General features: G+C 59.4%; 19 protein-coding genes and 1 tRNA gene. 9 read left to right on the top strand and 11 right to left on the bottom strand.

All coding sequences use genetic code 11. The annotated features are described in order from the left end of the window. Window positions 1–9: 9 nt before the first annotated feature. On the bottom strand, window positions 10–678 hold the full coding sequence (locus tag HJW02_RS07680; protein ID WP_240454357.1) for an endonuclease/exonuclease/phosphatase family protein: 669 nt from the start codon (window positions 676–678) through the stop codon (window positions 10–12). Window positions 679–1,090: 412 nt separating this feature from the next. Here HJW02_RS07680 and HJW02_RS07685 point away from each other — a divergent pair, with 412 nt between their 5' ends. Beyond that, window positions 1,091–1,345 carry a hypothetical protein gene (locus HJW02_RS07685; RefSeq protein WP_146018112.1) on the top strand — a complete coding sequence of 85 codons (255 nt, stop codon included), beginning with the start codon at window positions 1,091–1,093 and terminating at the stop codon, window positions 1,343–1,345. A 91-nt stretch (window positions 1,346–1,436) separates the two neighbouring features. Here the strand turns inward: HJW02_RS07685 and HJW02_RS07690 are convergent, their stop codons facing one another. Together HJW02_RS07690 and rnc are read right to left on the bottom strand one after the other, a co-directional pair. Next, window positions 1,437–2,777, bottom strand: coding sequence for a porin (locus HJW02_RS07690; RefSeq protein ID WP_102722162.1), 1,341 nt, complete (start codon window positions 2,775–2,777; stop codon window positions 1,437–1,439). Between the two features lie 143 nt (window positions 2,778–2,920). Further along, complete coding sequence (gene rnc, locus HJW02_RS07695; protein WP_022397654.1) at window positions 2,921–3,616, bottom strand: ribonuclease III; 696 nt, start codon at window positions 3,614–3,616, stop codon at window positions 2,921–2,923. 162 nt (window positions 3,617–3,778) lie between these two features. On the opposite strand from rnc, the gene HJW02_RS07700 reads away from it, so the two are divergent. Continuing rightward, entirely contained in the window at window positions 3,779–4,282 is a 504-nt protein-coding gene (locus tag HJW02_RS07700) for a flavin reductase (RefSeq protein ID WP_022397653.1), read from the top strand. A 57-nt stretch (window positions 4,283–4,339) separates the two neighbouring features. Here the strand turns inward: HJW02_RS07700 and recF are convergent, their stop codons facing one another. Genes recF through cmk form a run of 3 tightly spaced genes read right to left on the bottom strand, consistent with a single transcriptional unit; the run spans window position 4,340 to window position 6,664 of the window. Beyond that, the gene (gene recF / locus HJW02_RS07705) at window positions 4,340–5,395 is read right to left on the bottom strand and encodes a DNA replication and repair protein RecF (protein ID WP_102722164.1); all 1,056 of its coding nucleotides are present in this window, start codon (window positions 5,393–5,395) and stop codon (window positions 4,340–4,342) included. A gap of 19 nt (window positions 5,396–5,414) precedes the next feature. Further along, window positions 5,415–6,026: a lysophospholipid acyltransferase family protein gene (locus tag HJW02_RS07710; protein WP_102722165.1), complete on the bottom strand. Its 612-nt coding sequence runs from the start codon at window positions 6,024–6,026 to the stop codon at window positions 5,415–5,417. Then, window positions 6,023–6,664, bottom strand: coding sequence for a (d)CMP kinase (cmk, locus tag HJW02_RS07715; protein WP_102722166.1), 642 nt, complete (start codon window positions 6,662–6,664; stop codon window positions 6,023–6,025). Before cmk ends, HJW02_RS07710 begins: the two co-directional genes overlap by 4 nt. 138 nt (window positions 6,665–6,802) lie before the next feature. On the opposite strand from cmk, the gene HJW02_RS07720 reads away from it, so the two are divergent. After that, a complete protein-coding gene (locus HJW02_RS07720; RefSeq protein WP_102722167.1) occupies window positions 6,803–8,644 on the top strand; it encodes a lysophospholipid acyltransferase family protein in 1,842 nt (613 codons plus the stop codon). Between the two features lie 50 nt (window positions 8,645–8,694). Here the strand turns inward: HJW02_RS07720 and HJW02_RS07725 are convergent, their stop codons facing one another. Both HJW02_RS07725 and HJW02_RS07730 read right to left on the bottom strand, forming a co-directional pair. Further along, window positions 8,695–9,591: a thiamine-phosphate kinase gene (locus tag HJW02_RS07725; RefSeq protein ID WP_102722168.1), complete on the bottom strand. Its 897-nt coding sequence runs from the start codon at window positions 9,589–9,591 to the stop codon at window positions 8,695–8,697. After that, window positions 9,581–10,444: a type II CAAX endopeptidase family protein gene (locus HJW02_RS07730; protein WP_102736976.1), complete on the bottom strand. Its 864-nt coding sequence runs from the start codon at window positions 10,442–10,444 to the stop codon at window positions 9,581–9,583. Before HJW02_RS07730 ends, HJW02_RS07725 begins: the two co-directional genes overlap by 11 nt. Before the next feature lie 200 nt (window positions 10,445–10,644). Here HJW02_RS07730 and HJW02_RS07735 point away from each other — a divergent pair, with 200 nt between their 5' ends. From HJW02_RS07735 to HJW02_RS07750, 5 genes are all read left to right on the top strand, one after another. Further along, window positions 10,645–12,027 (top strand): ROK family protein, encoded by a 1,383-nt coding sequence (locus HJW02_RS07735; RefSeq protein WP_022397646.1) that lies wholly within the window; start codon window positions 10,645–10,647, stop codon window positions 12,025–12,027. Between the two features lie 152 nt (window positions 12,028–12,179). Continuing rightward, window positions 12,180–14,768, top strand: coding sequence for a serine/threonine-protein kinase (locus HJW02_RS07740; RefSeq protein WP_022397645.1), 2,589 nt, complete (start codon window positions 12,180–12,182; stop codon window positions 14,766–14,768). 157 nt (window positions 14,769–14,925) lie between these two features. Then, complete coding sequence (locus HJW02_RS14030; RefSeq protein WP_022397644.1) at window positions 14,926–15,057, top strand: hypothetical protein; 132 nt, start codon at window positions 14,926–14,928, stop codon at window positions 15,055–15,057. Between the two features lie 10 nt (window positions 15,058–15,067). Beyond that, window positions 15,068–16,381, top strand: a complete 1,314-nt coding sequence (gene hflX / locus HJW02_RS07745) for a GTPase HflX (RefSeq protein WP_022397643.1) — start codon at window positions 15,068–15,070, stop codon at window positions 16,379–16,381. Between the two features lie 265 nt (window positions 16,382–16,646). Beyond that, a complete protein-coding gene (locus HJW02_RS07750; RefSeq protein ID WP_146018111.1) occupies window positions 16,647–17,237 on the top strand; it encodes a hypothetical protein in 591 nt (196 codons plus the stop codon). A 36-nt stretch (window positions 17,238–17,273) separates the two neighbouring features. Here HJW02_RS07750 and HJW02_RS07755 read toward each other — a convergent pair whose 3' ends face one another. From HJW02_RS07755 to HJW02_RS07765, 3 genes are all read right to left on the bottom strand, one after another. Then, entirely contained in the window at window positions 17,274–17,837 is a 564-nt protein-coding gene (locus HJW02_RS07755; RefSeq protein ID WP_022397641.1) for a Maf family protein, read from the bottom strand. 52 nt (window positions 17,838–17,889) lie between these two features. After that, window positions 17,890–19,431 carry a pyridoxal-phosphate dependent enzyme gene (locus HJW02_RS07760; RefSeq protein ID WP_180970910.1) on the bottom strand — a complete coding sequence of 514 codons (1,542 nt, stop codon included), beginning with the start codon at window positions 19,429–19,431 and terminating at the stop codon, window positions 17,890–17,892. 142 nt (window positions 19,432–19,573) lie between these two features. Beyond that, a tRNA-Asp gene (locus tag HJW02_RS07765) sits at window positions 19,574–19,651 on the bottom strand. Between the two features lie 383 nt (window positions 19,652–20,034). Between HJW02_RS07765 and HJW02_RS07770 the strand changes: the two genes are divergently transcribed. Next, window positions 20,035–26,206 (top strand): autotransporter-associated beta strand repeat-containing protein (locus HJW02_RS07770; RefSeq protein ID WP_208050623.1); only part of this gene is annotated, 6,172 nt, incomplete at its 3' end.

The raw sequence follows: 26,206 nt of genomic DNA on the forward strand, positions 1-26,206 counted from the left end.
CCAAAGGCATTAATAACGCACCGTCACCTTGACCGGGCGGTGGTCGGAAGCGGCAGGCTCTTCAATCACCCTGCGTTCCGCCATCTTGAACGCCTCCGCCTTTCTCCCCCTGTACATCCAGATGTAATCAATGCATTCCGCCGGTTGATCGGCAGGGAACGTTTTTTGGGAAAAATCGCTCAGCGGAATGAAATGCTTCTTCATCCGGGCTATCGGTTCCGAGCCTGGCGTCAAATTAAAATCTCCCGCAATGAAAAAGGGCTTCCTGCACTCCGCGGCCAGAGCGGCAATCATGTCGATGGAAGCGTTGCTATCCTCCCGCGTCAGGGACAAATGCGTGACGCAAAAACAGTAATCCTTGAACTCGGCCATCAGCAGCACGCGCGCCTCCTCCCGGCCGGGCAAAGGAATTCGCGTCACGCTCAAAGGCTTCTCCCTGGATAAAAGGCCGACTCCATAGGAACCGCCCGAATAATCAATGGCCTTGGCGTACGTCCCCGTCAACTTTGTCCTTACGGCCAATTCCTGCAAAGTGTCCTTGCCGCCGCTCCTTTTTGTCTTGCTGTCCAGTTCCTGAAGGGCCGCGACATCCGGTTTTGCCTCCGCAATCACCCGCGCCGTACGGTCATAATCCCGCTTGCCGTCCATGCCGGTACCGTTCTTTACGTTGTAACTCATGAACGTGGCTTCCCCGCCCCACAGGGAAAAAGGAGACAGAAGAACCGCCGCGGCTGCGTATGGACTGAAAATGACCGGATTCATACCTGCAAAAATGAAATTTAGGGCCTGTTGTTCCGAACGGCCCGGATTACAGATAATACGCATGCCTTTCCCCCGTTTCTTGCAGAGCCTCTTTCCTTCCTCCGGGTGAGTAAATCCCGTGGATGGGCGAATCAACAACACATCTCCCGCTCCGGGAAATTTCCTCATCCGGTTTCCGGACACCCGCCTTTTATACCCTTTCCGCCCCATACTGCCGGAAAATGACGCAGGTCTTATCAACTTGACGCCTGGAAGTGTGTCATGATAGTATTCTATCATCATGCTGGAGGATAGGAGATCACGTTCCTCGCGCAAGACACCGGATTTGGTGACTGATGAGCTTATTATCATTCTTCATGAGGCGGGCATGCTGGAATTCAATGACATCTTCCAGCGTACCGTTATCGTGATGAAGCAAAAGCACATGTCCCTGGGCGGTGAGGAAATCCTGCGGCTGCGGATTTATGAAAAGCTCCAGGGCCTCGTGAGCGCAGGCGGCTTGGTGAAAAAAGGCCGCGAATACACGGCGCAGCCCAAGCTGATTACATTGAAATCGGAAACGTTCCCGGACACACGGTTGTGATTTTAAAAGAAATGGGCAGGATGGGCCGGATTTTACCCCATGCCTCCCATCCTGTCCATGAACCCAATGTGTGGTTTAGCGTCTCAACTTCTTAGAAATTGGTGCGGAAGGCAATGTTGTAGCTCCAGCCGGTGAAGCCTTTCTGCTTGCTGGCGTCCGTGCCGTTGGAATGGGCGTATTCAACGCCCGCCATGATCTTGGCCATGTTCGGGTTGCATTCGAAAATGTAGTAGTTGACGCCCAGGTACAGGGCCTGCATGCAGTCGGAAGTGCCGGAATAGGTGGAGTTCTGCGTATAGCGCTTTTCCCATTTCACGGCGTTGCTGCCCGCCGCCATCTGGTAGCGGACCACGCCTTCCCAGTTGGGGGTGAATTTGTAGGACGGCATGATGGTCACGCCGAAGACGTTTTCAGCCCCTGCCTTCATGCCAATGACGTTGAAGCCGGCCATCACTTCTGTCATCAGGGAGAAATCCCCCTGAGAGCCTTCCCAGGTCAGCGCCACCACGTCCTTGGCGCCGGTGCCCTGGTATTTGGATTTAAAGCCGTAGCCGGTGAGCTTTTCATACGCCTTGTTTTGTGCGTCGTCGCCCCAGTTGGTGAAGTTATGGGCGTAATCCAGCCACAGGCGGCTTTTTTTCAGGAAAACGTCGTTGGACGTATCATAGCTGAGCGTGCCGGTGACGAAGCAGTTGTCCCGGGAGTTGAAGGCGGGTTCAATGCGGTTGTTGAACGTGCCGGTTCCGGTTCCTCCGTTGCCGTTCATCCAGATGCCCGCGGCCCAGCCGAGCTTGTCATTCTTGTCGGAATTGTTCACCTGGAACCCGTAGTTGGTTTCCGAGCGGAGCTGGTTGACCAGCATGGAGCGTTCAATGGTCAGGATGGCGGAGGAGGAGGTGCGGTATTCCCCGGTGATGCGCGGCTTCATTTTGCCGATGGCGTAGGTGACGGGGCCTCCCTTGTATTCCAGATTCAGTTCATACAGGGAGTAGGTCAGGTCGGAGGTGTCCCAGGTGTTGGTTTTCGCGTTGTAGCTTTCCAGACCGTCCATGCCGCCGATGTTCCAGACGTTGTTGAGCTTGAAGTTTTTCAGGAACTTCATGTTGAAGCCGGCGCGAAAGCGGCGCCATTCGTCGTTGAAGCGGCGGCCGTTGCCTTCCTTTTCACCCATCACGCGCCCTTCGCCGTTCGGGTCAATCCAGTCCAGTCCGTACTGCATGCGCAGGGAAACGTTGAATTCCTGGATGTAGGGATTCTTGTGATCCCGTTCCGCATTGAACCACTTGAAACGGTCGCCGAGCCATTTGCAGGTGGAAAAGCTGTCGCGGGCCAGCAGAACGTCTCCGGTGGATGCCGTGGAAGGCGTGGCGGCGGCAAAGGCGGCGGCTCCGAGAGTCATGATGCCGATGACGGGGAGAGTATAGGTTTTCATTTGTTTTCTATGGTTGGTGTGTGTCTGTGAGAAGGTCTTCCGGGGAAAGTTCTTCCTCACGGAGACGGCTTCTGTCTATCAAACCAGCCACAGGGCTGTCCAAGGCTTAAGGGTGACAAAATAGCCACCCGTCCCATTGAAGGTTACACGGTAATGCGGAGCCATGCTTTGGCGGCCAGGGCGTCCGCGGCGGCGGCCACTTCCGCCTTCCGCTTGCTGGCTCCATGGCCGGAACCGATGGCGTGTCCATGCCAGAAAACGCGGGAGTGAAAACGGTTTTCGGCGTCCCTCTGCCCTTTTTCTTCCGTTTCATAGGAAGGAGTTTCGGGCAGGATGTCCTGAAGAATGGCCTGGAGTTCCCCCTTGGGGTTGATTTCCTTGGGGTGGCTGGCCGCGGAGTCCAGCGCTTCATGAAGAACGCGCAGGGCCACGGCCTTGGCCGTTTCATAGTCGGAGTCCAGCGACATGGCTCCGAAGACGGATTCAAACGTGTTGGCGATGATGGAGTTTTTTCCCCGTCCTCCGGCCCGTTCCTCCCCTTTTCCCAAGGCAATATATTTGTCCAGCCCCAGGATGAAGCCGTATTTGCCCAGATTGGCGCGGCTGACGGTGCGGGCGCGCAGTTGGGTCAGCTCCCCTTCCGGAGACTGGGGCATGTGGCGGTAAAGGTACTGTGTGACGGCAAGCTGTAAAATGGCGTCGCCCAGGAATTCCAGCCGTTCATATGTCCGGCGCGTTTCCGGCTTGCTGTCCGTGCTGGGGTGGGTGAGGGCCTGCACGAGCAGGTCCGGGTTTTTGAAACGGTAACCCAGCTTGTCTTCCAGCGCGGTATAGTTCATCCCGGAAATGCTAGGGCCGCCAATCCGGAAATGCAACTCCAAAGGAAGGGTGTTTCCGGCAGGGCGGGGCACGCCTTTTCCGCGTCATCCCAGCCGCTCCGCGGCTTTGACATATGGCTGGAGAGGTGTAGGATGGTACGCGAACGAACGTTAGAGACCGCGATGAAAAAGATTGATCCAAAGGAGATTCGGGATAACGCCATGCAGTTGATCGGGCACGACTGGATGCTGGTGACGGCTGGAACGCCGGAGCATTTCAATATGATGACGGCCAGCTGGGGCGGCCTGGGCTTCATGTGGAAGAAGCCCGTGGCATTCGTGGTTATCCGTCCCCAGCGCCATACCTTCGGCTTCATTGAGGCCGGGGAGGAGTTCACGCTTTCCTTCTTCAGCCATGAGTACCACAAGGCGCTGACTGTTTGCGGCACCACGAGCGGACGGGATACGGACAAGGTGGCCGCCTCCGGACTGACGCCGTACGCAACGGAGAACGGCAACGTGAGTTTTACGGAAGCGCGCCTGGTGCTGGAATGCCGCAAGCTTTATGCGGAGGCTCTCAATCCGGAAGCCTTTCTGGACAAGACCATTGTACCGGAGTGGTACGCCGCGCGGGATTTCCACAAGATGTACATCGTGGAGATTCTGAACGTTTGGGTGAAGGAATAACGTGCCGGAAATGCCGCCGGGGTGAATTCTTGTTTATCGTGATTCTCCTCAGTTTGTTTAGAGCGGTTTGAGCGTGGAATCCTCCAGCCGGAAGGACGGCAGGGGGCACGGGGTATCGTGCAGCCAGTCCAGATGGGTGGTGGTGATGAGGCTTTGCGCGTCCGCCGGGAGCGATTGCAGAAAGGCCACCCGGCGCGTGGGGTCCAGCTCCCCGAAGACGTCGTCAATCAGGTGGATGGGCGTATGCCCCGTTTCTTCCGTGAGCAGGGAGGATTGGGCCAGCTTCATGGAGATGGCGACGGTGCGCTGCTGCCCTTCAGAGGCGAACTGTGCGGCGCTCCTGCCGTTCAGCGTGATGTCCAGGTCGTCCCGGTGGGGGCCGTTCTGGGTTTGCCCGTACCGGATGTCCCGGTCCACGGCGGCGCACAGCCGTTCATACAGGTCCCCTTCCTCCGAGGCGCGGTAGGCCACGGCCACCTGTTCCTCCCGTCCGCCGATGCTGCGGTAGGCGAGGGTGATGTGGGGGGCCAGCAGCGTCAGCAGGCTGGCGCGCAGGCTTTTCAGTTCCGTGCCGTGCAGGGCCAGCTGGCGCGTGTAGGCGTCCAGCTGCAGCTTGTCCCTGTGCCTGTGCTTGAGCAGGTAGTTGCGCGTTTTCAGCGCCCTCCGGTAGCTGAACAGGGCCAGCCTGTAGCCGGGGTGCCACTGGCTGCCCAGAAAGTCCATGTATTTCCGGCGGGCGTCCGCTCCGGCCTGCACCAGGGAAAGATCGTCATTCCCCATCCATACCACGGGGTAGCTGTCCGCCAGATAGCTGCGCTGGTCCTTGCGCGGCTCTCCGTTGACGCGGAGGTCCGGAGCGTCCGGGGTCCACAGGATGCGCCGGGCCTGCCCCGTCAGCTCTCCGCGGATGCCGAAGGCCTGCTTTCCGTGAGCGGCCAGCGGGCCGGGCCGGGCGGTGCGCGGGGATTGCAGGCGCAGCAGGAAGCAGACGGCCTCCAGCAGGCTGGTTTTTCCCTGCGCGTTGTTTCCCAGGATGATGGCCCCCTGCTGCGGAATCTGCCAGGAGAAGCTTCCGTAGCAGCGGAAGTCCATTAATTTCAGCCTGGAGATCATGGGGCAGGGGAAGGAGGGATTATTCCGCAGGGAGGGCGCGGATGGCGTCCATGATCCTGTCCGTCAAATGCTGGTACGCCTCTTTTCCCCTGGCGTTAAGTTCCGCAGGAGTAAAGGGGATTGGGTCCCCCACCGTGACCGTGACGGGGCGGAGTTTGGGGAACCGGGCGCCGATGGGGAAGGCTTCATAGGCTCCGCTGATGCGCAGGGGCTGCACGGGAACCTTCGTCTTGCTCAGAATGAGGCCGATGCCCCCCATGCCGTCGTGGATTTCACCGTCCGGAGTGCGGGAACCTTCCGGGAAGACGAGCACGCGCTTGCCGGATTTCAGCAGGCGGATGACGTGCTTGAGGCTGGCGGCGTCCGGGTTTTCCTGGTCGATCGGGATGGCCAGGCAAAGCGGAAGCGCCCATTTGAAAATGCCCCGGAACAGGGTCTTGCGGGCAAAGAAATAGATGCCGTCCTCATAGGAGATGCCCAGCATGGGCGGGTCCAGAAAGCTCTGGTGGTTGCTGACGATGAGCACGGGGCCGTCTTCAATGAGCTTTTCCCGGTTGACGACTTTCCAGGAAAAGAAGGCTTTGGAAATGCTTTTAAAGAGCGTGTAGAAAACCCAGTAGAAGGAGTTCATCTGGCGGAGAGTTTTTGTTGAATGTTGTCGGTAATGAAACGGACGACCTGGTCGATCGTCATGTCTGACGTATCCACCAGCAGGGCGTCCGGAGCCTGGGCCAGCGGGGCGGTGGCGCGGGAGGAGTCCTTGCGGTCCCGTTCCGCAATGGAGTCCGTCAGGCCTTCCGCGGCGCGGCGGGAGGCCCTCACTTCCTCGGAGGCGGTGACGAAGTACTTGAACGGCGTGTCCGGAAATACCACGGTGCCTATGTCCCTGCCTTCCATCACCACGGGTTCCCGGCGGTTGTATTCCCGCTGCCGTTCCACCAGCAGGGAGCGCACTTCCGGAATGGCCGCGATGGTGGAGACGTGGTCGTTAACCTGCGGGCGCGTGAGTTCTTCACCCAGCACGCGTTTCCCGCACAGGACCACGGAGCGGCTGCCGTCCTTTCCGAAGGAGAGGGGAACGGAGGACAGCGCTTCCAGCACGGCGGCCGTGTCCGCAGGGTCGATGCCCTGTTCCAGCATGTACCAAGTGACGGCCCGGTACATGGCCCCGGTGTTGATGAACGTGTAGCCGAGGCGGTCCGCGATGAGCTTGGCGACGGTGGATTTTCCGGATGCGGCGGGACCGTCAATGGCGATGGCTGGATGCATGAGTGTCTTCTATGTTGGAAATGGGGGCTAAAGCCGCTTGGATTGTAGCTTTGCGCCCCGTGGAAATCAAGACTGCGTTCCGGCGGCCCGTGCAAAAAGAGTTTCACTTTTTCCTGTAAATCCGTTATACAGCGGGGCATGGCCCAACTTAAACACCCGAAGATGGTGGACATCAGAGACATTTTGGACGAGAATACGCGCCTTCCCGCCCTGGTGGCCGCGTCCGCCGAAAAGTTGCTGGGCCTGGAACGCTTGAACAAGGCGTACGACAAGATCGTGCGCGACAAGGAATCCGGTTCTCCGGAGAATTTCTTCCAGCTTGCTTCCAGACATTTGAACCTGAAGCTGCAACTGCGCCCGGGGGATCTGGAAAATATCCCCAAGAAGGGGCCGGTGGTCGTGGTCGCCAACCATCCGCACGGCCTGTCGGACGGCATCATGTTCGGAGAGCTGCTCACCCGCGTGAGGGAGGACGTCCGCATTCTGGCGAACGAACAGCTTTCCCTGTGCCAGGAGTTGGAACCCTGGCTGATCAAAGTGGACGTGTACGAGGATGAGAACGCCAAGCGCAAGAATCTCTCCGGCATGCGCAAGATGATCTCCTGGCTGCGGAAGGGCGGCGTGCTGGGCATTTTCCCTGCCGGCACGGCTTCCAGCTTTTCCCTGGCTCACAAGAGGGTGACGGACGATCCCTGGAACGCGAACATCGCCGCCATCATCCGCATGACGAAGGCGACAGTGGTTCCCGTGCATTTTCCGGGGCGCAACAGCCTGCTGTTCCAGGGCGTTTCCCTCATCAACCGCAAGGCGCGCGTGGCCTTCCTTCCCCGTGAAGTGGGGCGTGACGGGCGCCGTACGCACCGCATCGTGGTGGGCAAGCCCATTCCGTTCAGCCAGCTTGGGCAGTATGATTCCGATGAAGCCCTGGTTTCCCATCTGCGCCTGCGCACCTACCTGCTGGGCAAGAGTTATGAAAAGAGCCGCCGTCCCCATGTGCACAGGAAGGACCGGAAGGCGAAGATGGCCGCACTGATTCCGCCCGTTTCCGTGCAGGACATGCAGGCGGAGATTGATGCGCTGCCCGCGGAATGCCTGCATGCCCGCCAGGAGAACGGAGACTGGGACGTGTACGTGGCGGACGCCCTGCAAATCCCCAATATCCTGATTGAAATAGGGCGCTTGAGGGAATACACCTTCCGCCAGGTGGGGGAGGGCTCCGGCAAGGCGTGCGACCTGGACACGTACGACAACCATTACAAGCACCTGTTCCTGTGGGACAGGACCCACCGGAAGATTGCAGGAGCCTACCGCATGGGGGAGACGGACAAGATCATCGCCCGCTACGGCGTGAAAGGGCTGTATAACGGGGAATATTTCTCCTTTACCCCCGCCGCCCTGAAGGTGCTGGACCGCTCCCTGGAAATGGGACGCGCCTTCATCGTGCCGGAATACCAGAAAAGGCCGCTGGCCCTCGGCTTCATCTGGGAGGGCATCGGCCAGTTCATGGCCCGCAACCACCATTACCGCTACCTGTTCGGCACGGTAAGCATCTCCCGTGATTACACCAACCTTTCCCGTGCCCTCATCGTCTCCTACCTGAAGGCGCATGAAATGGACTCCGTGCTGGTGCATGAGGTGAAAGCCTACAATCCGCCCCGCAAGGCGGACCTGAAAAGGTCGGAATCCTGTATCCTGCCCATTGGCCTGACGGACGCCCAGGGGCTCTCCCAGCTCGTGGCGGACATTGAGGAGGACGGCAAGGGAATTCCCGTGCTGCTGCGCCAGTACCTGAAGCTGAACGGAAAAATCCTGTCCTTCAGCGTGGACAAGCATTTCGGCGATGTGCTGGACTGCCTGATCCTGGTGGACATTTTCAAGTCTCCGGAGCGTTCCATCAAGCGCTACATGGGGAAGGACACGTACGAACAGCTGCTGCCCTATATGCAGCGGGAGAGGGAAGAGGAGAAGGCGGCGGAATAGTTCCGCAGGCGTTTTTTGCCGGTTTCCGGTCCGGTTTTTCCCTTATCCGGCTAGTTGAAATGCCTGTAGCCTGACGGAAGGGCGGAGGAGGGTTCCGTCGTCATTTCCCCGATAACGGTGAAGGGCGTTTCCGGGAAATGCTCCGCGGCCAGCCGGGCAACCCGCTCCCGGTCGCCGGGACGGAACGTGACCAGCAGCTCGTAATCCTCCCCGTCTCCTGCGGCCTGCGCCGCGGTGAAGCCCGGGCGCACGGGAAGGAGTTCTGCATGAATGCGGAATCCCAGTCCGGAGGCCGCGGCCAGCCGTGGAAGGTCGGTTCCCAGACCGTCGGAAAGGTCCATCATGGCGGTGGCCAAGCCGGAGGCGGCCAGTACGCCGCCCTCCCTGACCCGTGGAATGAAGGAAAGATGGTGCCCCGTGGGAAAGCTGCCGCCGAGCACGCCCGTGACGGCGAGCAGGTCTCCCGCGCGCGCCGTGCTGCGCAGGACGGCTTTCCCTTCCGCAACCTCTCCGGTGAGGGCCACGCTGATGATGAGGCCGTCTTCCGGCAGTCCGGAGCTTTCCCCTCCGGCAATGCTGATGCCGAATTGCCGTGCCAGCCGTCCCATTCCCCGGTAAATTCCTTCCACCTGGGAGACGGGGCGGTCCGCATGCACGAACAGGGTCACCAGCGCGTGAAGCGGTGTGCCGCCCATGGCCGCTATGTCTGAGACGGCCCTAGCCAGCGCCTTCCTGCCGATCAGTTCGGGATCCGTTCCAGGCAGGAAGTGCATGCCTTCCACCACGCAGTCCGTTTTCAGGAGCAATTGACGGTTTCCGGAGCTCCGGGTCACGGCGCAATCGTCCCCCGGTCCCGTGACCAGGAAGGCGTTGGAGGGCATCAGGGGCAGGAGCCGGGCCACCAGCGCGTCCTCCCCCGTCTGCCGGATGGTGGGATCAGGTTCCATAGGGAAGGAGAACGCCGGGATACAGGATGTTGATGAGAGTGGCGGTGTTAAAAATGCAGTGGGCGATGATGGGCGTCCAGATGGAGCCCGTGTATTCGTACAGCAGCACCAGCATGGCCCCGAAGATTGCCAGCGGAATGAAGGGCACCAGGCTGACGTGGATGATGCCGAAGAGCAGGGACGTGGTGACCAGCGCAAACCAGGCGCCCGTGTACTTTTTCATGATTGGGTACAGGTAGCCGCGGAAGATGAGTTCCTCCACCAGCGGGGCCGCGATGGCGGCGCTGAAGCAGATGACCACAACCAGGGGAATATCGCTGGAATGCCGCAGCACGGAGACGATGGACTGCTCCGCCGGAGCGTGCGTGACCTGTTCAATCCACTGGAACAGGCCCGCCCTGTCCAGCAGGAAGTGGATGACCAGCACCAGCAGATAGCCCGCCACGGGGGCATAAAGAAGGGCTTTCAGGGAATGTTTTTTCAGCCCTAGCGCCTCCATTCTGCCTGTGTGGAACATGCGCACCAGCAGGACGAAGGCCAGGATGAGGTTCAGGCAGGTGCCGTTGAAAATCTTGTAGCCGTCCAGCTCCATGTTTGTAGTGGTGGGCGGAGCGGAGGCTCCCGGAGGCGTGGCCGCAGCCATCAGGGCGCCCAGGCTGAAGTACAGGACGATGATGCCGCACATGGCGATGTCCAGCATGTCCAGATGGTCCACGGGGATGTGCCATTTCAGGGGGCGCTGGATGTTCGGCGCATGGGCCTGGCGGAAGATGCCCACCGCCACGGCGATGAACATGACGGCAATCAGGGCGGAGGAGAACAGGGTAATAAGCTGGTCCGTTAATTCATTCATGAAACAGGTATGCGTGGAATAGGCCGCCCTTCCGGAGCGCCACGCCGGAATAAGGACACCTGCTTCTTTAGTGAAAACACGGTGATTTTCCAGCAGAAAGTGAGCTATCGCCCCGTACTCCGCAAAAAAAATCATGAAGGAAGGGAATGAATACTTTTCAAAGAAAAGCGGGTATGCTACATTTCCAACGGATTATTGCCATGAATATTCAACCCAAAATCACGCCTGTGCTGGACCCCGGCTTCGTGCCGGCCGTTCTTTGGAATCAAGCCTTTGAGGCCAAAGCCGCCGCCGATCCCGCTTCTCATCAAGTGGACATCGCTCTGACCCGCAATGACGGGACCTGCTTCCGCTGGTCCGGCAAGCTCCTTCCCCACACCGGAGAAAACGTTGCCCTGAATGAGACCTATGTGGAACGCATCGTGAAATTCCTGCTGTGGCAGAAGGGCGGCAATATCATCCTCGTCGCCGGGGATGACGCTATTGCGGACATGCTGGCCTCCCGCTACTGCAAGGGCGGCGCCCGCGAATTCGACTGGGATTTCATCGGCAAGAAGATTTACGGCTCCCCCATTGAAGTGAAGAAGGTGTCCGTGGAAGAACTGCCTGAGGAATATTCCGGCTCCATGACCCTGGGCCGCAACCTGGACGGCTACCGCATCGGCTTCGACCTGGGCGGTTCCGACCGCAAATGCGCCGCCGTGGTGAACGGAGAAGTGGTGTATTCCGAAGAAGTGGTCTGGGACCCCTATTTCCAGAAGGATCCCCAGTACCACATTGAAGGCATCCAGGACTCCCTGGAACGCGCCGCAGCCCACCTTCCGCGGGTGGACGCCATCGGCGGTTCCTCCGCCGGCGTCATCATCAACAGCGAGGTGCGCACCTCCTCCCTGTTCCGCGGCGTCAGCCAGGAAGACATTGAAAAGACCCTCGGCAAGGTGTTCCGCACCCTCCAGAAGGAAAAGTGGAACAACATCCCCTTTGAAGTGGTGAACGACGGTGAAGTCACCGCCCTCGCCGGAGCCATGGGCATGAACGACAACGCCGTGCTCGGCGTAGCCATGGGCACATCCGAAGCCGCCGGCTACGTGGACCCGGAAGGCCACATCAAGCCCTGGCTGAATGAACTGGCCTTCGCTCCCGTGGATTACTCGGAAGAAGGCGGCGTGGACGAATGGTCCAAGGACATGGGCGTAGGCGCCCTCTACTTCTCCCAGCAGGCCGTAGCCCGTCTGGCTCCCCGCGCCGGCTTCCAGTTTGAAGGCATGCCCTTCCCGGAACAGCTCAAAAAGGTTCAGGCCGCCATGGCGGAAGGCGACGAACGCGCCCGCAAGATTTATGAAACCATCGGCGTGCACTTCGGCTATGCCATTGCCCACTACGCCAGGTTCTATGATATCCGCAACCTGCTCTTCCTGGGCCGTGTGGCTTCCGGAGACGGCGGCCAGATCATCATTGACAAGGCGGAGGAAGTGCTGCGCACCGAATTCCCCGAGCTGAAGATCCAGCTCCGCGTGCCGGATGAAAAGACCAAGCGCCACGGCCAGGCCGTAGCCGCCGCTTCCCTGCCGGCCCTCTCCTGACAGGAGGAATGAAATTTGCGGGAGGGACCCTGTATGGGGTCCCTCCCTGCTCATATCCGGAGGGGGACTTTTGCCGGATGCGCTGAACAGCCTCTGCCGCGCCGGATTCCCGCCCCTCCTTTTTCCGATTCCCGCCCCGACGCCCTGCGTTCATGAATCCCCAGCAAGACAACATTGTTCATTGCCCGGAATGCGGGCAGGCCATGGACGTTTCCCAACTGCCTCCGTATGCCAACGCCATCTGTCCGGGCTGCCAGGCGCTGACGCGCGTGAAAACGCGCATGGGCCCCTACCGGATTACCGGAAAACTGGGAAAAGGCGGCATGAGCGTGGTATACCGGGCGGAAGATTCCGTGCTGGGGCGGGAGGTGGCCCTGAAGGTGCTGAATGACACCTATGCCGGGGATGCCCTGCGCAGTGAACGCTTTGAACGGGAGGCCCAGATCATGGCGCGGGTTTCCCATGAAAACCTAGTGCAGATTTATGCCGTGGGGCGCGACCAGGGCCTTTTTTACATTGCCATGGAACTGGTGGAGGGCAGCGGCCTGGATGCCCTGATTACCGCGGAAGAACGCGTGCCGGAGGACAAGGTGCTACGCCTGACGCTGGATATCGTGCGCGGCCTGGACGCCGCCTGGAACGCGGGCCTCATGCACAGGGACATCAAGCCCGCCAACGTTCTCCAGTCTCCTGACGGAGTCGCCAAGATCGTGGACTTCGGCCTCTCCCTGCTGCACAGTGAATCCGACGTGGAGCGGGAAATATGGGTCACTCCCTATTACGCAGCTCCGGAAACGCTGCTGAGGGGAGAAGAAGACTTCCGGACGGACATGTACGCGCTGGGAGCCACCATGTACCATTTGCTGGTGGGCGCTCCCCCCCGCGTGGACGCTTCCCAGTCTTCCGATGTCCTTCTGGAGACCAAGAAAAACCTTCCCCGCCTGGAACAGGTGGTCAATGACGTCTCCCCCATGACCTGCTTCATCGTGGACAGGCTGATGGCTTTTGACAGGGAAGACAGGTTCTCCTCCTATCCGGAATTGATGGATGCCGTGGAACAGGCCCTGGAGGAATACACCCTGGCCATGCAGGAATCCGGCCTCACCTGGTCGGAACGGCGCGCGGCGGAGGCGCGGCGCGTCCGCCGCAGGAAATGCCGCATTATCGTCATTTCCTCCGTTGCCTCCGTAGTGGCGCTGGGGTTGGGCATCTGGGGCTGGGCGGCATGGCAGAAGGGGAGGGGCGCTTCCCCGGGAACACCCCCTCCGGCGCTCACTCCTACGGCGGGAACGGGCACTACCCCGGAGGACACGGCTGCGGCGGAATCGCGGCTGGAGCGCAGCATCCGCTTCGGCAAGCTGTTCAATGAAGCCCAGGAATCCCTGAACCGGGGAGACCTGGTGAAAGCCGCCGCCATGTTCGGGGATCTGGCGGACCAGCCGGACTGCCCCCTTTCCACCTCACTCTGGGCCGGTCTGAACCAGGTTCTGTGCATGTGGACGCGCGGCCAGTTCCCGGAAGGGGTGGAGCGCCTGGAAGAGCTGAGCAGGAAGGTGGAGGCCTGCAAGGACCCTGCGGAACTGGAACGCTCCAGGGACGTCGGCAACCTGGTCATGTACTTGAGTTCCGGGGACTGGTCTTCCCGAATGCCGGGTTTGCGTTCCAACTCCGATCTGGCCGTGCATTACTATGTGGGCATGGCGCTGAAATCCTGGTACTTTGCCGGTAAATGGCCGGAATACGGCGTTTTTCTGGACAAGGTGGCGGCCGATGCGGCGGACGACCGGGACAGGAACGTCCGTGAGCTGGCTTCCGCCTGGCTCAACAACCTCAAGAGATATACGGACCAGTACGAACGCCTGAAACGCCTTCAGGACATGCCGGAAAAGACGGTGGCGGAAGTGGAGGCCAAACGGTCCGCCGCAGACTTCCTGCGGGAACAGATGATGATCGGGGAAGTGTCCGCGATGCCTCCAGCCTATGCTGCGCTGGAAGGAATGCTGGACCATTTGAGAATGCAGTACCAGACAGCCCGTGACTGGGAGGCGGCGGAAGCCGTGAAGATGGCTGAGAGGAAAAAGGAGGAGGAAAGACAAAAAGCGCTGGAGGAGGAAAAGAAAAAGGAAACCCTGCTGGCCGCTCAGTCCAGAAGCTATGAAGACGTTTGCCGGGAAGCTGCGGACGTCATGAAAAAAACCGGGGACTTTGAAAAGGCCTCCGCCGTTTACGGCGGGGCGGAAAAGGTTATTTCCTCCCCCGCCGTCAAGGCCAGACTGTCCGTGCGCCGGGAAATGACGGATCAAATGCTGCCCCTGTTCACCCGCATGGAGAAAATTCTGCCCGCTCTCCTGGAAAAGAAACCTGGAAAACCCCTGGTGCTGAAAGACGGCTCCAAGGTGCGCCTGACAGGGATGAAGGGGCATCTGCTGACTGTGGAACCGCAGGACAGCCGGGAAGGCAGTGATGCGTACCAGGTCAGCTGGAACGAGCTACCGTTCAACTCCCTGTATGCCCTGGCGCGGGAATGCCGCCAGAAGCAGCCTGCGGAATTCTCCCCCCTGGCGGATGCGTATTCCAAGCCGCTGCTTATTTTCGGCAGTCTGACGGAGACCATTTCCCCCGCCCAGCAGGAAAATGCGCTGCTCCAGATGGACCGCGCCTTCATTGAAAAATGGAACCTGTGGATGAGCGGTTTGGACGCGGAGGAGACGCCCCCGGAAGACGGTGAAGAATCGGATTAATTCCGGCAGGCTCTTGGCCGGAGGAGGGCGGGAAGGCCGTGCCGACGGTGGAAAAGTCCCGTCTGGAAAAGGAGCCCTGCGCCGGTTTTGCGGAAAAGTAGGCGTGATGAAGTAAAATTTGCTTGCCTAGGATACTCCGTACAGGTCTCATAGCCGCATGAGACTGATCAGCTTTTTGACGCTGGCATGCGTGGCCGGCATCCTCTCTTCATGCGGTTGTGACTGTCACAAACACGCGGACTTCGCGCTGAAGGACTACCAGCCCACCTCCAGCAAGCAATTCCGTTAACTGCTTGAATATGTTTGAAATTCGTGAAAAGCCGGAAATGGTGGAGCGAGCCATGCTCGTTTCCATCTACTTCGACCCTTCCGAGGCCAGGGAAAAACAGGCCATGCTGGACGAGCTGGAAGACCTTGTCACCAACCTCGGCATCAGCATTGCAGGCAAGCACCTCATCAAGTCCCGGGACATGCACGCCAAATTCCTGTGCGGCACCGGAAAAGCCCAGGAAGTAAAGCAATTGGCGCTGGACTGCCGGGCGGACTGCGTGGTGTTTGACAACATGCTTTCCCCCTCCCAGCAGCGCGAATGGGAACGGCTGATTGACGAATGCGTGATTGACCGTGAAGAGGTCATTCTGGATATCTTTGCCCGGCGCGCACGCACGCGGGAGGCCACCCTCCAGGTGGAGCTGGCCCGCATGCAGTATTCCCTGCCGCGCATGGCCCGCATGTGGAACCACCTGGACCGCCAGGGCGGCGGTTCCGGAGGAGGCAAGGGCGGCGGCGGAGCCGCCAGGGGCGAGGGCGAAAAACAGATTGAAGTGGACCGCCGCCTGGCGCGCGCCAGGATTGAAGCCATTCAGAAGGAACTGGCCCTGGTGACCCGGCAGCGCGCCACGCAGCGCAAGGAACGGGAGCGCCAGGCCGTAGCCACGGCCGCCATCGTGGGCTATACCAATGCCGGGAAATCCTCCCTGCTTTCCCTGGTATCCGGTTCCGAAGTCATGGCGAAGGACATGCTTTTTGCCACGCTGGACACCACGACGCGGAAAATAGAACTTCCCCACGGGCAGCCCCTGCTGCTGACGGATACCGTGGGCTTCATCCGCAACCTTCCCCACCGCCTGGTGGAGGCTTTCAAATCCACGCTGGAGGAAGCCGTGCTGGCGGATTTCCTGGTGCAGGTGGTGGACGCCTCCGATCCGGAAGCCGTGCGCCATTATGAAACCACGCTGGAAGTGCTCGGCGAGCTGGGCGCGGGCGACAAGCCCATGATCGTGGTCCTGAACAAGGTGGACCTTGTGCCGGAAGAAGAGCGCCACACGCTGGAAACCCTGTTGAAGCCCCACTTCAACGGCAGGGTGGTGCCCATGTCCGTGCAGGAGGGGCATGGCGCGGAAGACCTGCTGAACGCCTGCGTGGAGATGCTGGAAAGCCGCGTCCGGCGCGCGCGGTTCCTGATTCCCTATACCCGGAGCGACCTGGCGGCCGCCATGCATAGTGAAGGGAAGGTTCTCTCCACGGAATACGTGGAGGAAGGCACCCTGATAGAAGCCGTGCTCCCTGTGGCGTTTTATAACAAATTCAGCCGTTTTCTGGCGGAAAAATGATTTCCTCTTGATTGCGGAGAAACCGCATCCTCGGCAGGGAAATCATTCTTTTTTCTTGAATTTTTGTATGTTGGATATATTATATCCAGCATCTATAATGAATAAGTTGTGCTGTATTATTTTGTGCGGAATAATTTCCTGGGCCACTGTAAGCGCCCAATCCCTGCCTCCGGATGCCCGGAAATTGAAGGAACAATATGAGAACATCCTTTCTTCCATTAATCAGAAATATGAGGCGTCCAAATTGAAAGCCTATCGGGATTCCATGAACAAATATGCCGCGAAGAATGACTTCGCTTCTGCGGCGGAACTGCAGAAAGTCGTGGAATATTTGGAGAACCGCTTGTCCGCCAAAGAACTTGTTGGGAGGGATGAACTGTCCCGGATGGAAAAAGTTTCTCCTAAAGTAGGCGTACAGATGAAGGAAATTCAAGAAGATGTGGCGTCTAAAAGAATGAAGGAAAGGAAAAAGACGGACAAGGCCTACTTGGATGCCCTTCTTAAAATTCAGAAAAAGTACGCCAATCTCGGTAAAATAAATGAAGCGCTGGCCATTCAAAAGGAACTCTCTGCAGTTCGTGTTATTGCCTCTTTTATTGGGCGGTGGAAAACGGTTAAAGGGGATACCGCCGCGAATGAAATTCTTTATTTGAATGATGATTGCTCCGTCTTTTTGGGCAAGGACGGAAAAGAGGTTACTTGGTTGGGCCACAAATCATTCAGGGTATCTCCCCAGGCAGAGAAAACCATTGAGCTGTTGAACGACAAAGGGAACCACAGCGGATCCCTCAAGATGCTTTCCAATTTTGAAATCCAGTCGCCGTCTGGCTGGAAACTGCGCAAAATGAATCCCTGATGAAGAAGGCAGGAGCGTTAAACGTACATTTAATGCTCAGTAACCCAAGCTCCGCAGGCATTCCACCACCTCCCTGACGGGCAGCCCGATTACGTTGTCCGTATCTCCGCGCACGGAGGAAATGATCATCTCCCCGTGTTCCTGGAACGCGTAGGAGCCGGCCTTGTCCATCACATTCACCAGCTCCATGTAGCGGCGGATGTCCTCTTCCTTCAGCTCCCGGAACGTCACTTCCGTCAGCACGGCCAAGTCTTTCACTCCCAGGGGGGACCGGATGGAAACCGCCGTGCACACGTGGTGCGTCCGTGCAGAGAGCATCCGGAGCATGGAACGGGCCTCTTCCCCGTCTTCCGGTTTGCCAAGAGGAAGGCCGTCCAGAAAAACGAGCGTATCCGCGCCGATGACGGTGGAATCCGGATGTTCCCGGAATACGGCTTGCGCCTTTGCCCGCGCATTGTGCAGGCAGAGTTCCTGCGGAGGCATGGCGGCGTCCTTCAGCTCCTCCGTATCCCGTACGACGAGGGAGAAAGGCACGCCGGCCTTCGCCAGAAGCTCGCGCCGCCGGGGGGACTGGGAGGCCAGGATGATGGGGGGAAGCATGGAAGGAGAGCCAATAGTTAATATCTATTAACTATTACCTGTTAATTGTTAACTATCTGCTTCCCATAATCCGGTGGAAGGCCTCCGGAGAAATTTCCCGGATGGCCCGGATGATGTTCCTGGAGAATCCGGCCATGCGCTTCCGTACCGTTTCCCGGTCTTCCGCGGATTCAAACTCCATGCCCACCAGGGCGCGGCCCACGCGTTCCCCGGTATAGGTGTAATTGAAGTAGCAGAGGGATGCCAGGTCCGCGATGCGTTCCATGAAGTCAAGAAAGGCTCCGGCGCGTTCCGGAAATTCGATGTGGACGAACAGGGGATGCTGGCACAGCTCCGCCTGGTAGTGAATCATGCGGAAGCGCACGTCGTCGTCCTCGCTGATGTCTTCAAACTCAATGCCCTTCTTCTTCAGCGTCGTGCGGATGGTGTCCAGGTCTTCGTCAGAGGCGGCGATGCCGAACACGGGGTACTGGGTGTTGCCCTCCGTCTTGCCGTACTGCACGTCCACCAGCGTGGTATCCTGCGGGATGTGGCGCAGATACTTGAGCACCTGGCCGCGCTTGGAATCCATGGAGATGCGCAGGTAGCGCGTTTCATGGTTGCCGATGCCCGCCTGGCGGGCGATCTGGGTGAGGTGGGTGAAATCCATGTTGGCTCCGGAAATGACCACGAAGCTCTTTTCCTCCGGCTTCACTTCACCTTCGTTCCATTGTTTCAGGAATCCGGCCAGGCTCATGGCCCCGGAGGGCTCCGGCACTACGCGGGAAGATTCCCACATGGCGCGGATGGCCTGGCAGACTTCGTTATTGGTGACGGTCACGAACTCGTCGATCAGTTCCCGGCAAAGGGGATAGGTCAATTCTCCGGGGATATGGACGGCGGTTCCGTCGCAAAAAACGTCCACGTAATCCAGGTTCACCCGGTGTCCCTGCTCAATGGAGGTTTTCATGGAGGCCTGGTCCACGCCTTCCACGCCGATGACCTTGATGTGGGGCCAGAACTTTTTCAGCCAGCAGGCTACGGAGGCGGCCAGTCCGCCGCCGCCGATGGCGACGTACGCGCGGTCAAAAGGGCCTTCCCCGCTCATCACCACTTCATCCGCCAGCGTTCCCTGTCCGGCCATGGTCACCAGATCGTCATAGGGATGGACAAAAGTGCTTCCGTGGGTTTCCGCGTACTCGTGGGCGGCTGCGGCCGTCTCGTCATAGCAGTCTCCATGAAGCATGATCTTCACGTGCCTGCCGCCGTGGCGGCGTACTTCCGTCTGCTTCACTTCCGGCGTGGAGCGGGGCATGAAAATGGTGGCGTGGCAGTTCAGGACGCTGGCCGCCAGGGCCACGCCCTGGGCATGGTTGCCGGCGGAGGCGGCCACAATGCCCTTGTCCCGCGCCTCCTGGCTCAGTGCGGCCATGCAATTGAACGCTCCGCGCCATTTATAGGCCCGGATGGGGCCCAGGTCCTCCCTTTTGGCGTATACCGGGGCCTTGATGCCCGGCAGATTCAATCGTTGAAGAGGAGTCGGTTCGCCAACCGTGTAAACGCGCTGGCGGGCTTGCAGTATTTCCTCGGAAAGACGGTCCGAAAGTATGCTCATGATTGTAATGCTGGCTCCCATTCTACCGGGTTCCGGCCCTCTTTTCCAGTAAAACATTGCCACCGGACTGCCTGTTTCCCAGGTCCTGGACTTTCCGGGCACAAAAAAACCGCCCGGAGGCGGTTGTTTCTTTGAAGCAAGGTGGCGAAGCGGACGGGGCTCGAACCCGCGACCTCCAGCGTGACAGGCTGGCGCTCTAACCGAACTGAGCTACCGCTCCGTGACCTTGGATGCTGTGTTCCTGCCTTGCGGCGGGGACGTGGAGGCTTATACAGGCACTCCCATGGGAATGCAAGACAAGAAATCACTTTTTCCTGCATGCAGGCCGCGCTTGCTGGAAGAAGCGGGAGAAATACCCGTGCGGATTTAAAATCCGGAAATGTTCCTTAATGAGACCAGATATATAATAAAATATTGATAATGCCCGTACTTGGCGCCGGTATTCCCACTCTTCTTCCCTTCCTACGCATCAAGCCGTTCAATTGTCCTAAAGCGCTTGGCATTAAAAATTGTCATTGACTCCGGATTTTAAATCCGTTAATTATTACTAACGATATAGTCTGGTATATAATTTATTATTAATTATCAACACGTTACAAAATTATGCGTCCGCATTTGCCCCTCCCTCTCCTGTCCGCTCTTCTGGCCTGTTTCATTTCTCCGTCATGGGCTGCCTATACGTTGACGGGCAACGGAGAAACGACGATATCCTTTGCCGACGACCAGTATACGATTACGCCGCCGGCGGGGGATCCAGTGACTCAGGCGGATTCCCCCGGTGACATCTATTTGACGGATATTACGGAAAGCGGGACCTATGAAGACGGCTATAACCGGGTTCTCAATCTGGAAGGAGGAATTTATACGAAGCTGCAGTTATGGAATGTTGCGGGTACCGCCGGAGGCGTCACCTTGGGAGGGACCAATTCCTTTGTAATCAATATCGGGGCGGGAACGTCCCTGCTGAATACAAATCCTCAATTGATGGGGTGGAGCAATCAGGACCGGATCGTGGCTGCCGACATCACGCTCAATGTGGACCAGAATGCAGGGACGATCAATGGATTCTGCCTGGTGGGGGATGGCAACAAGACGGATGCGTTCCAGACGACAGGGACATACATTGTCAATATCCATGGGGGGGAATGGGCCGGAACTTCGGTTAGCTCGCCTGACGCCAGGTGGTGCATAGGGCTGGGGCAGGAATCCTTCCGCCATACGGGAGACGTCACATTCACCATTGACGGCGGAACCTTCGCGCAACTGGTAACGGCCGGAACGACACGTGGTGCGGGTCAAAAATCAACCATTCTCGGGAACGTTGCCCTGAATCTGGACGGAGGGACTTTTAACGGCTCCGTGGCCCTTCTGGGAAGAGGCCTCGTCCAGTTGGGAGACGGAACGAATGCGTATACGGCCAAATTGAGAATTGCGGGAGGCCAGTATAATGCGAATGTGTATGGCTTGTCCGATGCGACCGCAGCAGGTTCCGCAGCAAATATTGCAGCCAATTCGTCCGCTTCCATGGAAATCACGGGAGGATCCTTTGCGCAAAGTTTGTTTGCGCAGGGAGTGACGACGACTATCACGGGAGCTACTTTTTCCGGAGACGGAACCAAGAAAATTTTTGCGGGCGCCCGTTTAAGCACGTCAGCCTGGAGCCTTACTGATACCAATATGACGCTGGACCTGGGCAGTGGCACGGTAGCGGCCATGATTGCGGGGGGAAGCTGGGTGGAAACCGGGGAAAGCACGTTCAATATCACAGGTTCCACCAACCTGACCTTCAAGTCCGGGACGTATACAGGCCAGATCTGGGGCGGTTCCTACATTAATGGAACCGCTACGGCTGCCCTTACCGGAAATATTGGTTCCACCAATATCACGATTACAGGGGGTACATTTGACGGAGCGCAAATATCCCTGGGCACGTATGTGGAACGCAACAACACCAGTTCCGCATTGACGATCGGGGAAGCCAACCTTTCCATCAGCGGAGGCACGTTCAACAATGCCGCCATTTATGCGGGCGGCCAGAAGGTCAACGGCACTTCCCTGACCACGGCGCTGGCCAACGTGACCATTACGGGTAATGACGCCGTCTTCACCGGGACGACAACTCTTTCCGGCCAGGGGCGCGGGGATGTGGTCACCAAAAGCGTGCTGAACCTGAACGGCGTGACGAAAGCGGACATGTTCGCCAACGCGACCGTTACCGGGTTTGACGAGATATCCGCCGGAGCGGGCACGGATGCAATCATTGCCAATGCCACGGTTCTGGATGGGCGGAGCGCCTTCACCAAGAGCGGCACGGGCAAGCTTACGCTCAGTTCCTCCGCCGGGTTTGCGAACGCCCTGACGGTTTCCGGGGGAGAACTCAGCTTCGGGCTCGCCGGCGGAGTGGCCTTCGGCAATTCCATCACGATGGGAGCCGGGGCCCGTCTTACCTCTGCGGGTGATATGGCTCTTTCCCCGGCTTCCGGCCTGACGCTGGACCTGACGGGGCTGAATTCCTCCAGCGCTTCCATCATCCAGTCCGGCGGCACGCTTTCCTTCAATTCGGAAGGTACGCTGACCCTGACGATCAGCGGGGTGGACCAGACGATGGAAAACGACTACAAGCTGATTACGGCAGACAGCTTCGGCACGCTGACGGCCAGCAACTTTTCCTTTGATCCCAGCGGTCTTTCCGGCGATTACACTTATGCCCTGGAACTGTCCGGAAACACCCTTTACCTGCGCGTCAAGGCGCTGGGTGAAGCCCTCAACTGGAACGGAGGAGCCGCGGGTACGTGGACGGCAGCGGGAGGCGCAGCCATCTGGCTGGACAAGGATGGGACGGCGGTCGTTTATGATGCCGCCAAATCCGCCAACTTTGAAGACCTGGCAGGCGTGGCCCTCTCCGCCGTCACTATTGACGGGGATGTTTCCTCCGCCCGCCTTACGGTCAACAATGGGGAAACGGCCTATACGTTCACGGGCACGGGAGCCCTTGTAGACGGCGCGAATCCGATGTCCCTCGTTAAACGGGGGGAAGGGGAGATGACCATTGAAAATACCGGGACCAATACGTTCTCCGGCGGCACGACCATCATGGCCGGCACCCTCAACCTGAATGCCGTCCAGGGCCTGGGCACCGGCACGGTGACGCTGAACGGAGGGGAACTGGTGCTGAACACGGCGGGAACGACGGAAGGAACGCTGGGGCTGGTAGCGACCAACAAGCTCATTTTTGCAGGTGGCATTTTCACGTACGGCACGGGGGCCACGCAGGATATTTCCGGCCTCATTGACGCCGCCGCCAGTACCAGGGCCATCCAGGTGAATACGAACGGCAATAATATTGCGTGGGCCACCTATACCCAGGAACTGGGGAACAAGGACATCGTCAAGCTCGGGGACGGCCTGCTGACCGTTAACACGACCCTGGGAGGCGCCTTCACCGGCGCCATCACCGTCAGCGGCGGCACGCTTTTCTATGATATCGGGGCCAACAGCGCCACCCGGACCTGGAGCGGAAACATCTCCATCGCGCAGGATGCCACTCTTCAAATCAGGGACAACCGCGCCCATGCCAGCACCATGACGGATACGCTGTCCGGCCGCATTTCCGGGGCCGGTTCCCTGGTGCTGGGGCACAAGGAGGGAGGAGGATTCCCCGGAGGAGGCCGTTATTCCATCAGCGGAGACAACAGCGGTTTTACGGGCACGTTCAAGCTGGTGGGCAACGGCACCAACGCCGCGTGGAATGAAGTGGCCTTTGCGAATGCGGCCGCCTTTGGCAGCGCCAGCCTGGAGCTGGACGGACGCGGCTTTTTTGTCAGTGATTCCACCAATTCCGTCAATGCCGACATTCATGTGAGGGCGGCGGGAAGCTGGCTGAACGGCAATTCCAACCAGACCGTGACGTTCGGGGGCGACTTGACGAGTGACGCCGGGGCCAACCTGGGAACGACGGCTGCAGGCAACCCGACGCTGACCACCATCTTCACCGGAAACCTCACCGGTTTTGTGGGAACCATGCACTCCGGGCAGGGGAATGTGGTTCTTGCCTTTGGCAACGGCGGTGCGGCCGCCACGCTGGGAACGGGCGAATTCATCAAGGCCGTTTCTATGGGAGGGGCCGGAACCTACCGCGTCAACTACACAGGCACGGGCAGTGACCTGCTTTATACCGGCAATGTGATTGATACGGCGGCTCTGGACGTCCAGGGCGGCGACAAACTGGTTCTTACCGGGGCGAACACGTCCACAGGGGAATTGAAGATTGCCCGGAACTCCTCCGTCCAGCTGGGCGACGGGACCGGGGATAACGCCGCCTGGGCCGGAACTGTCACCGGAGCGGGGAGCCTCACCGTCAACACCACGGGCACCTTTGCGGTGGGAGACCGCGCCAACGGCCTGACGGGAACGCTCACGCTGGCCAAGGGTACGCTGGACCTTTCCGACGCGGCGGCCACTACCAACATCCTCATTCAATCCGGTTCGCTGGCGAACGCCGGGAACTATGCGGGAACGGCTGCGAACAAGGTCCATGTCAATGCGGTTGCCGGTTCCGGCAATATCGCCCTGGGCGGCCTGGATGCCGCCGGGCTGGGAACGGTCGTCACCGCCACTGCCGGGACGCAGCTCACCGGGCTCAAGCAGGGTTCCACCTGGACCGTGGCCGGCACGGGCAGCAGCCTTGCGGTAGGTGCGGGGAACATTTCCGGAGACCCCTTCACGGGGACGGACTCCCTGATTCAGTTTGAAGGCGCGGGGGACAACCTGGGCAGCATCTCCTTTGGAGACGGCTCCACCCTCACCCTGGACCTCACCAGCGTCATGGATGCCATGAAAACGGCGGGCGGCAATCTGGAAATCCTGCTGACGAACGGCGGCTTTGCGCAGGACCTTGAAACGCTCAAGGGCCACATTGCGGCCAATCCGCTTTTTGCCGCGCTGGGCTTCGGCATTGTAGACGTCAACGGGGGCAGCATCGTCCTCTCCGGTGATACGGACCTGGTTTACGTCTCCTCCGTGGACGGCACGGGCAGTGCGGACAATCCGGTTACGAACCAGTCCCTCAACTTCTACCAGGCCGTGATCGTGGACCAGGACCTTTACGTCCAGTCGGACGGCTCCATGGTGATCAAGAACCTGACCGCGCCGGGAACCAATCCGGGCCAGACGGGAACGGGCAACCTCATTGTCACCAACACGGCGGACAACAAGGGCAGCATCGAATTGCAGAACAACCTTTTCCATGAAGGAACGGGAGTGGACACCGTCTTTGCCGGGAACATCAGCGGCCTGGACGGTGCCGCGGCCAATACGGACCTGGTCAAGACGGGAGCCAACAAGCTCACCCTGTCCGGGAATGTGACGCTGGCCGGAGACATCATTGCGGAACAGGGAACGCTTCAGCTTAACGGCACGGCCAATGTGGAAGCCCTGCGCCTTGATTCCACGGACGCGGGCTCCCTTGCGGTGATCGGCGTGGGAGGCCACACGACGGCCCAGACGCTGGCGTCCGGCGCCAACGGCGGAAAGCTGGATATCGGTTCTTCCGGAACATTGACGCTGACGGGAGCTACCGATGGCCTTTCCCGCACGGAAATCGGCGGAACGGGAACGCTGAACATTGCGGAAGGCGCTTCCCTGGGACTGGCGGCGGACAGCGCGCTTTCCGGCGTGGTGCTGGACCTGGACGGCTCCCTGAGCCTGGCGGCGGACGGCTCTGCCGGTGGCCTGAACGGCGCCGGAGACCTGGAGCTGAACGGGCAGACCCTGCATATTCAGGCGGCTTCCGGCCAAACGCATACGTATGATGGAACGCTGGGGGCCGGAACACTGGATGTTTCCGGCGCAGGCACCCAAGTCCTGCGCAGCTCCGGCGCGGATACCGATCTGACGGTCAGCGGAGGAAACCTGGTTCTCCAGGGCAAGGCGGATGTAGACGGCGCCCATCTCAGCTACGGTAATCTGGTGAACAACGGCAAGCTGGCCATCCAGGCCAGCGACAACGCCCTGACGGCGGTCAACACCACCCTGAGCGTGGAAAACGCCACCTTCGGCAGCGGTTCCACCACCACCTTCACCCTGAATACCGATGCCGACATGACCGCCAGCTTCATCAAGGCTTCCGGAGACATTGTCATTGAAAACGGAGCCGCCTTCCACGTCACGTCAATTCCGGGCGTCAACATCACCTGGAAATCGGGCAATCCGATGGAACTCACGCTGATGGAGCTCACCGGAGCCGGAACGATTGACCTGGGAGAAAATACGCTGACGGTAGGCGGTCTTTTCCTCACCTATTACAAGAATGCCCATCTGGTGCAGGAAGGGGACAAGGTCGTTCTGAAAGCGGAGGAACAAACGGACAATATTTATGCCGGCGTCGCTGACACGGCCAACTCCATGGCGGGCGCCAATCTGATTTGGGAAGCCGCCAGGCACGGTTCCGTGGACCAGGCCGTTACGGACTTCCTGGCCGCCCTCAATGACGACATGGTTAACAATCCCTCCGCCGCCAGGCGTTCCCTGGCCGCCGCCGCGGGCAGCACGGTCACCAGCCTGGGCATCGCCCAGCGGGACGCCCTGCGCGACCAGATGAACTGGATACGCAACCGCACCAACCAGATGGGCGTGAACCCCGCCTACGTCAATGCGGACCTCCCCTACTTCCACATGTGGATGCAGGGCACGGGCTCCTATGCCAAGCTGGACACCAGGGGGGATGAAAGCGGCTACCAGCTCACCACCTGGGGCGGCACCGTGGGCATGGACGTGG

The sequence above is a fragment of the Akkermansia sp. GGCC_0220 genome (assembly GCF_017566105.1).
Classification (GTDB): Bacteria; Verrucomicrobiota; Verrucomicrobiia; order Verrucomicrobiales; family Akkermansiaceae; genus Akkermansia; species Akkermansia massiliensis.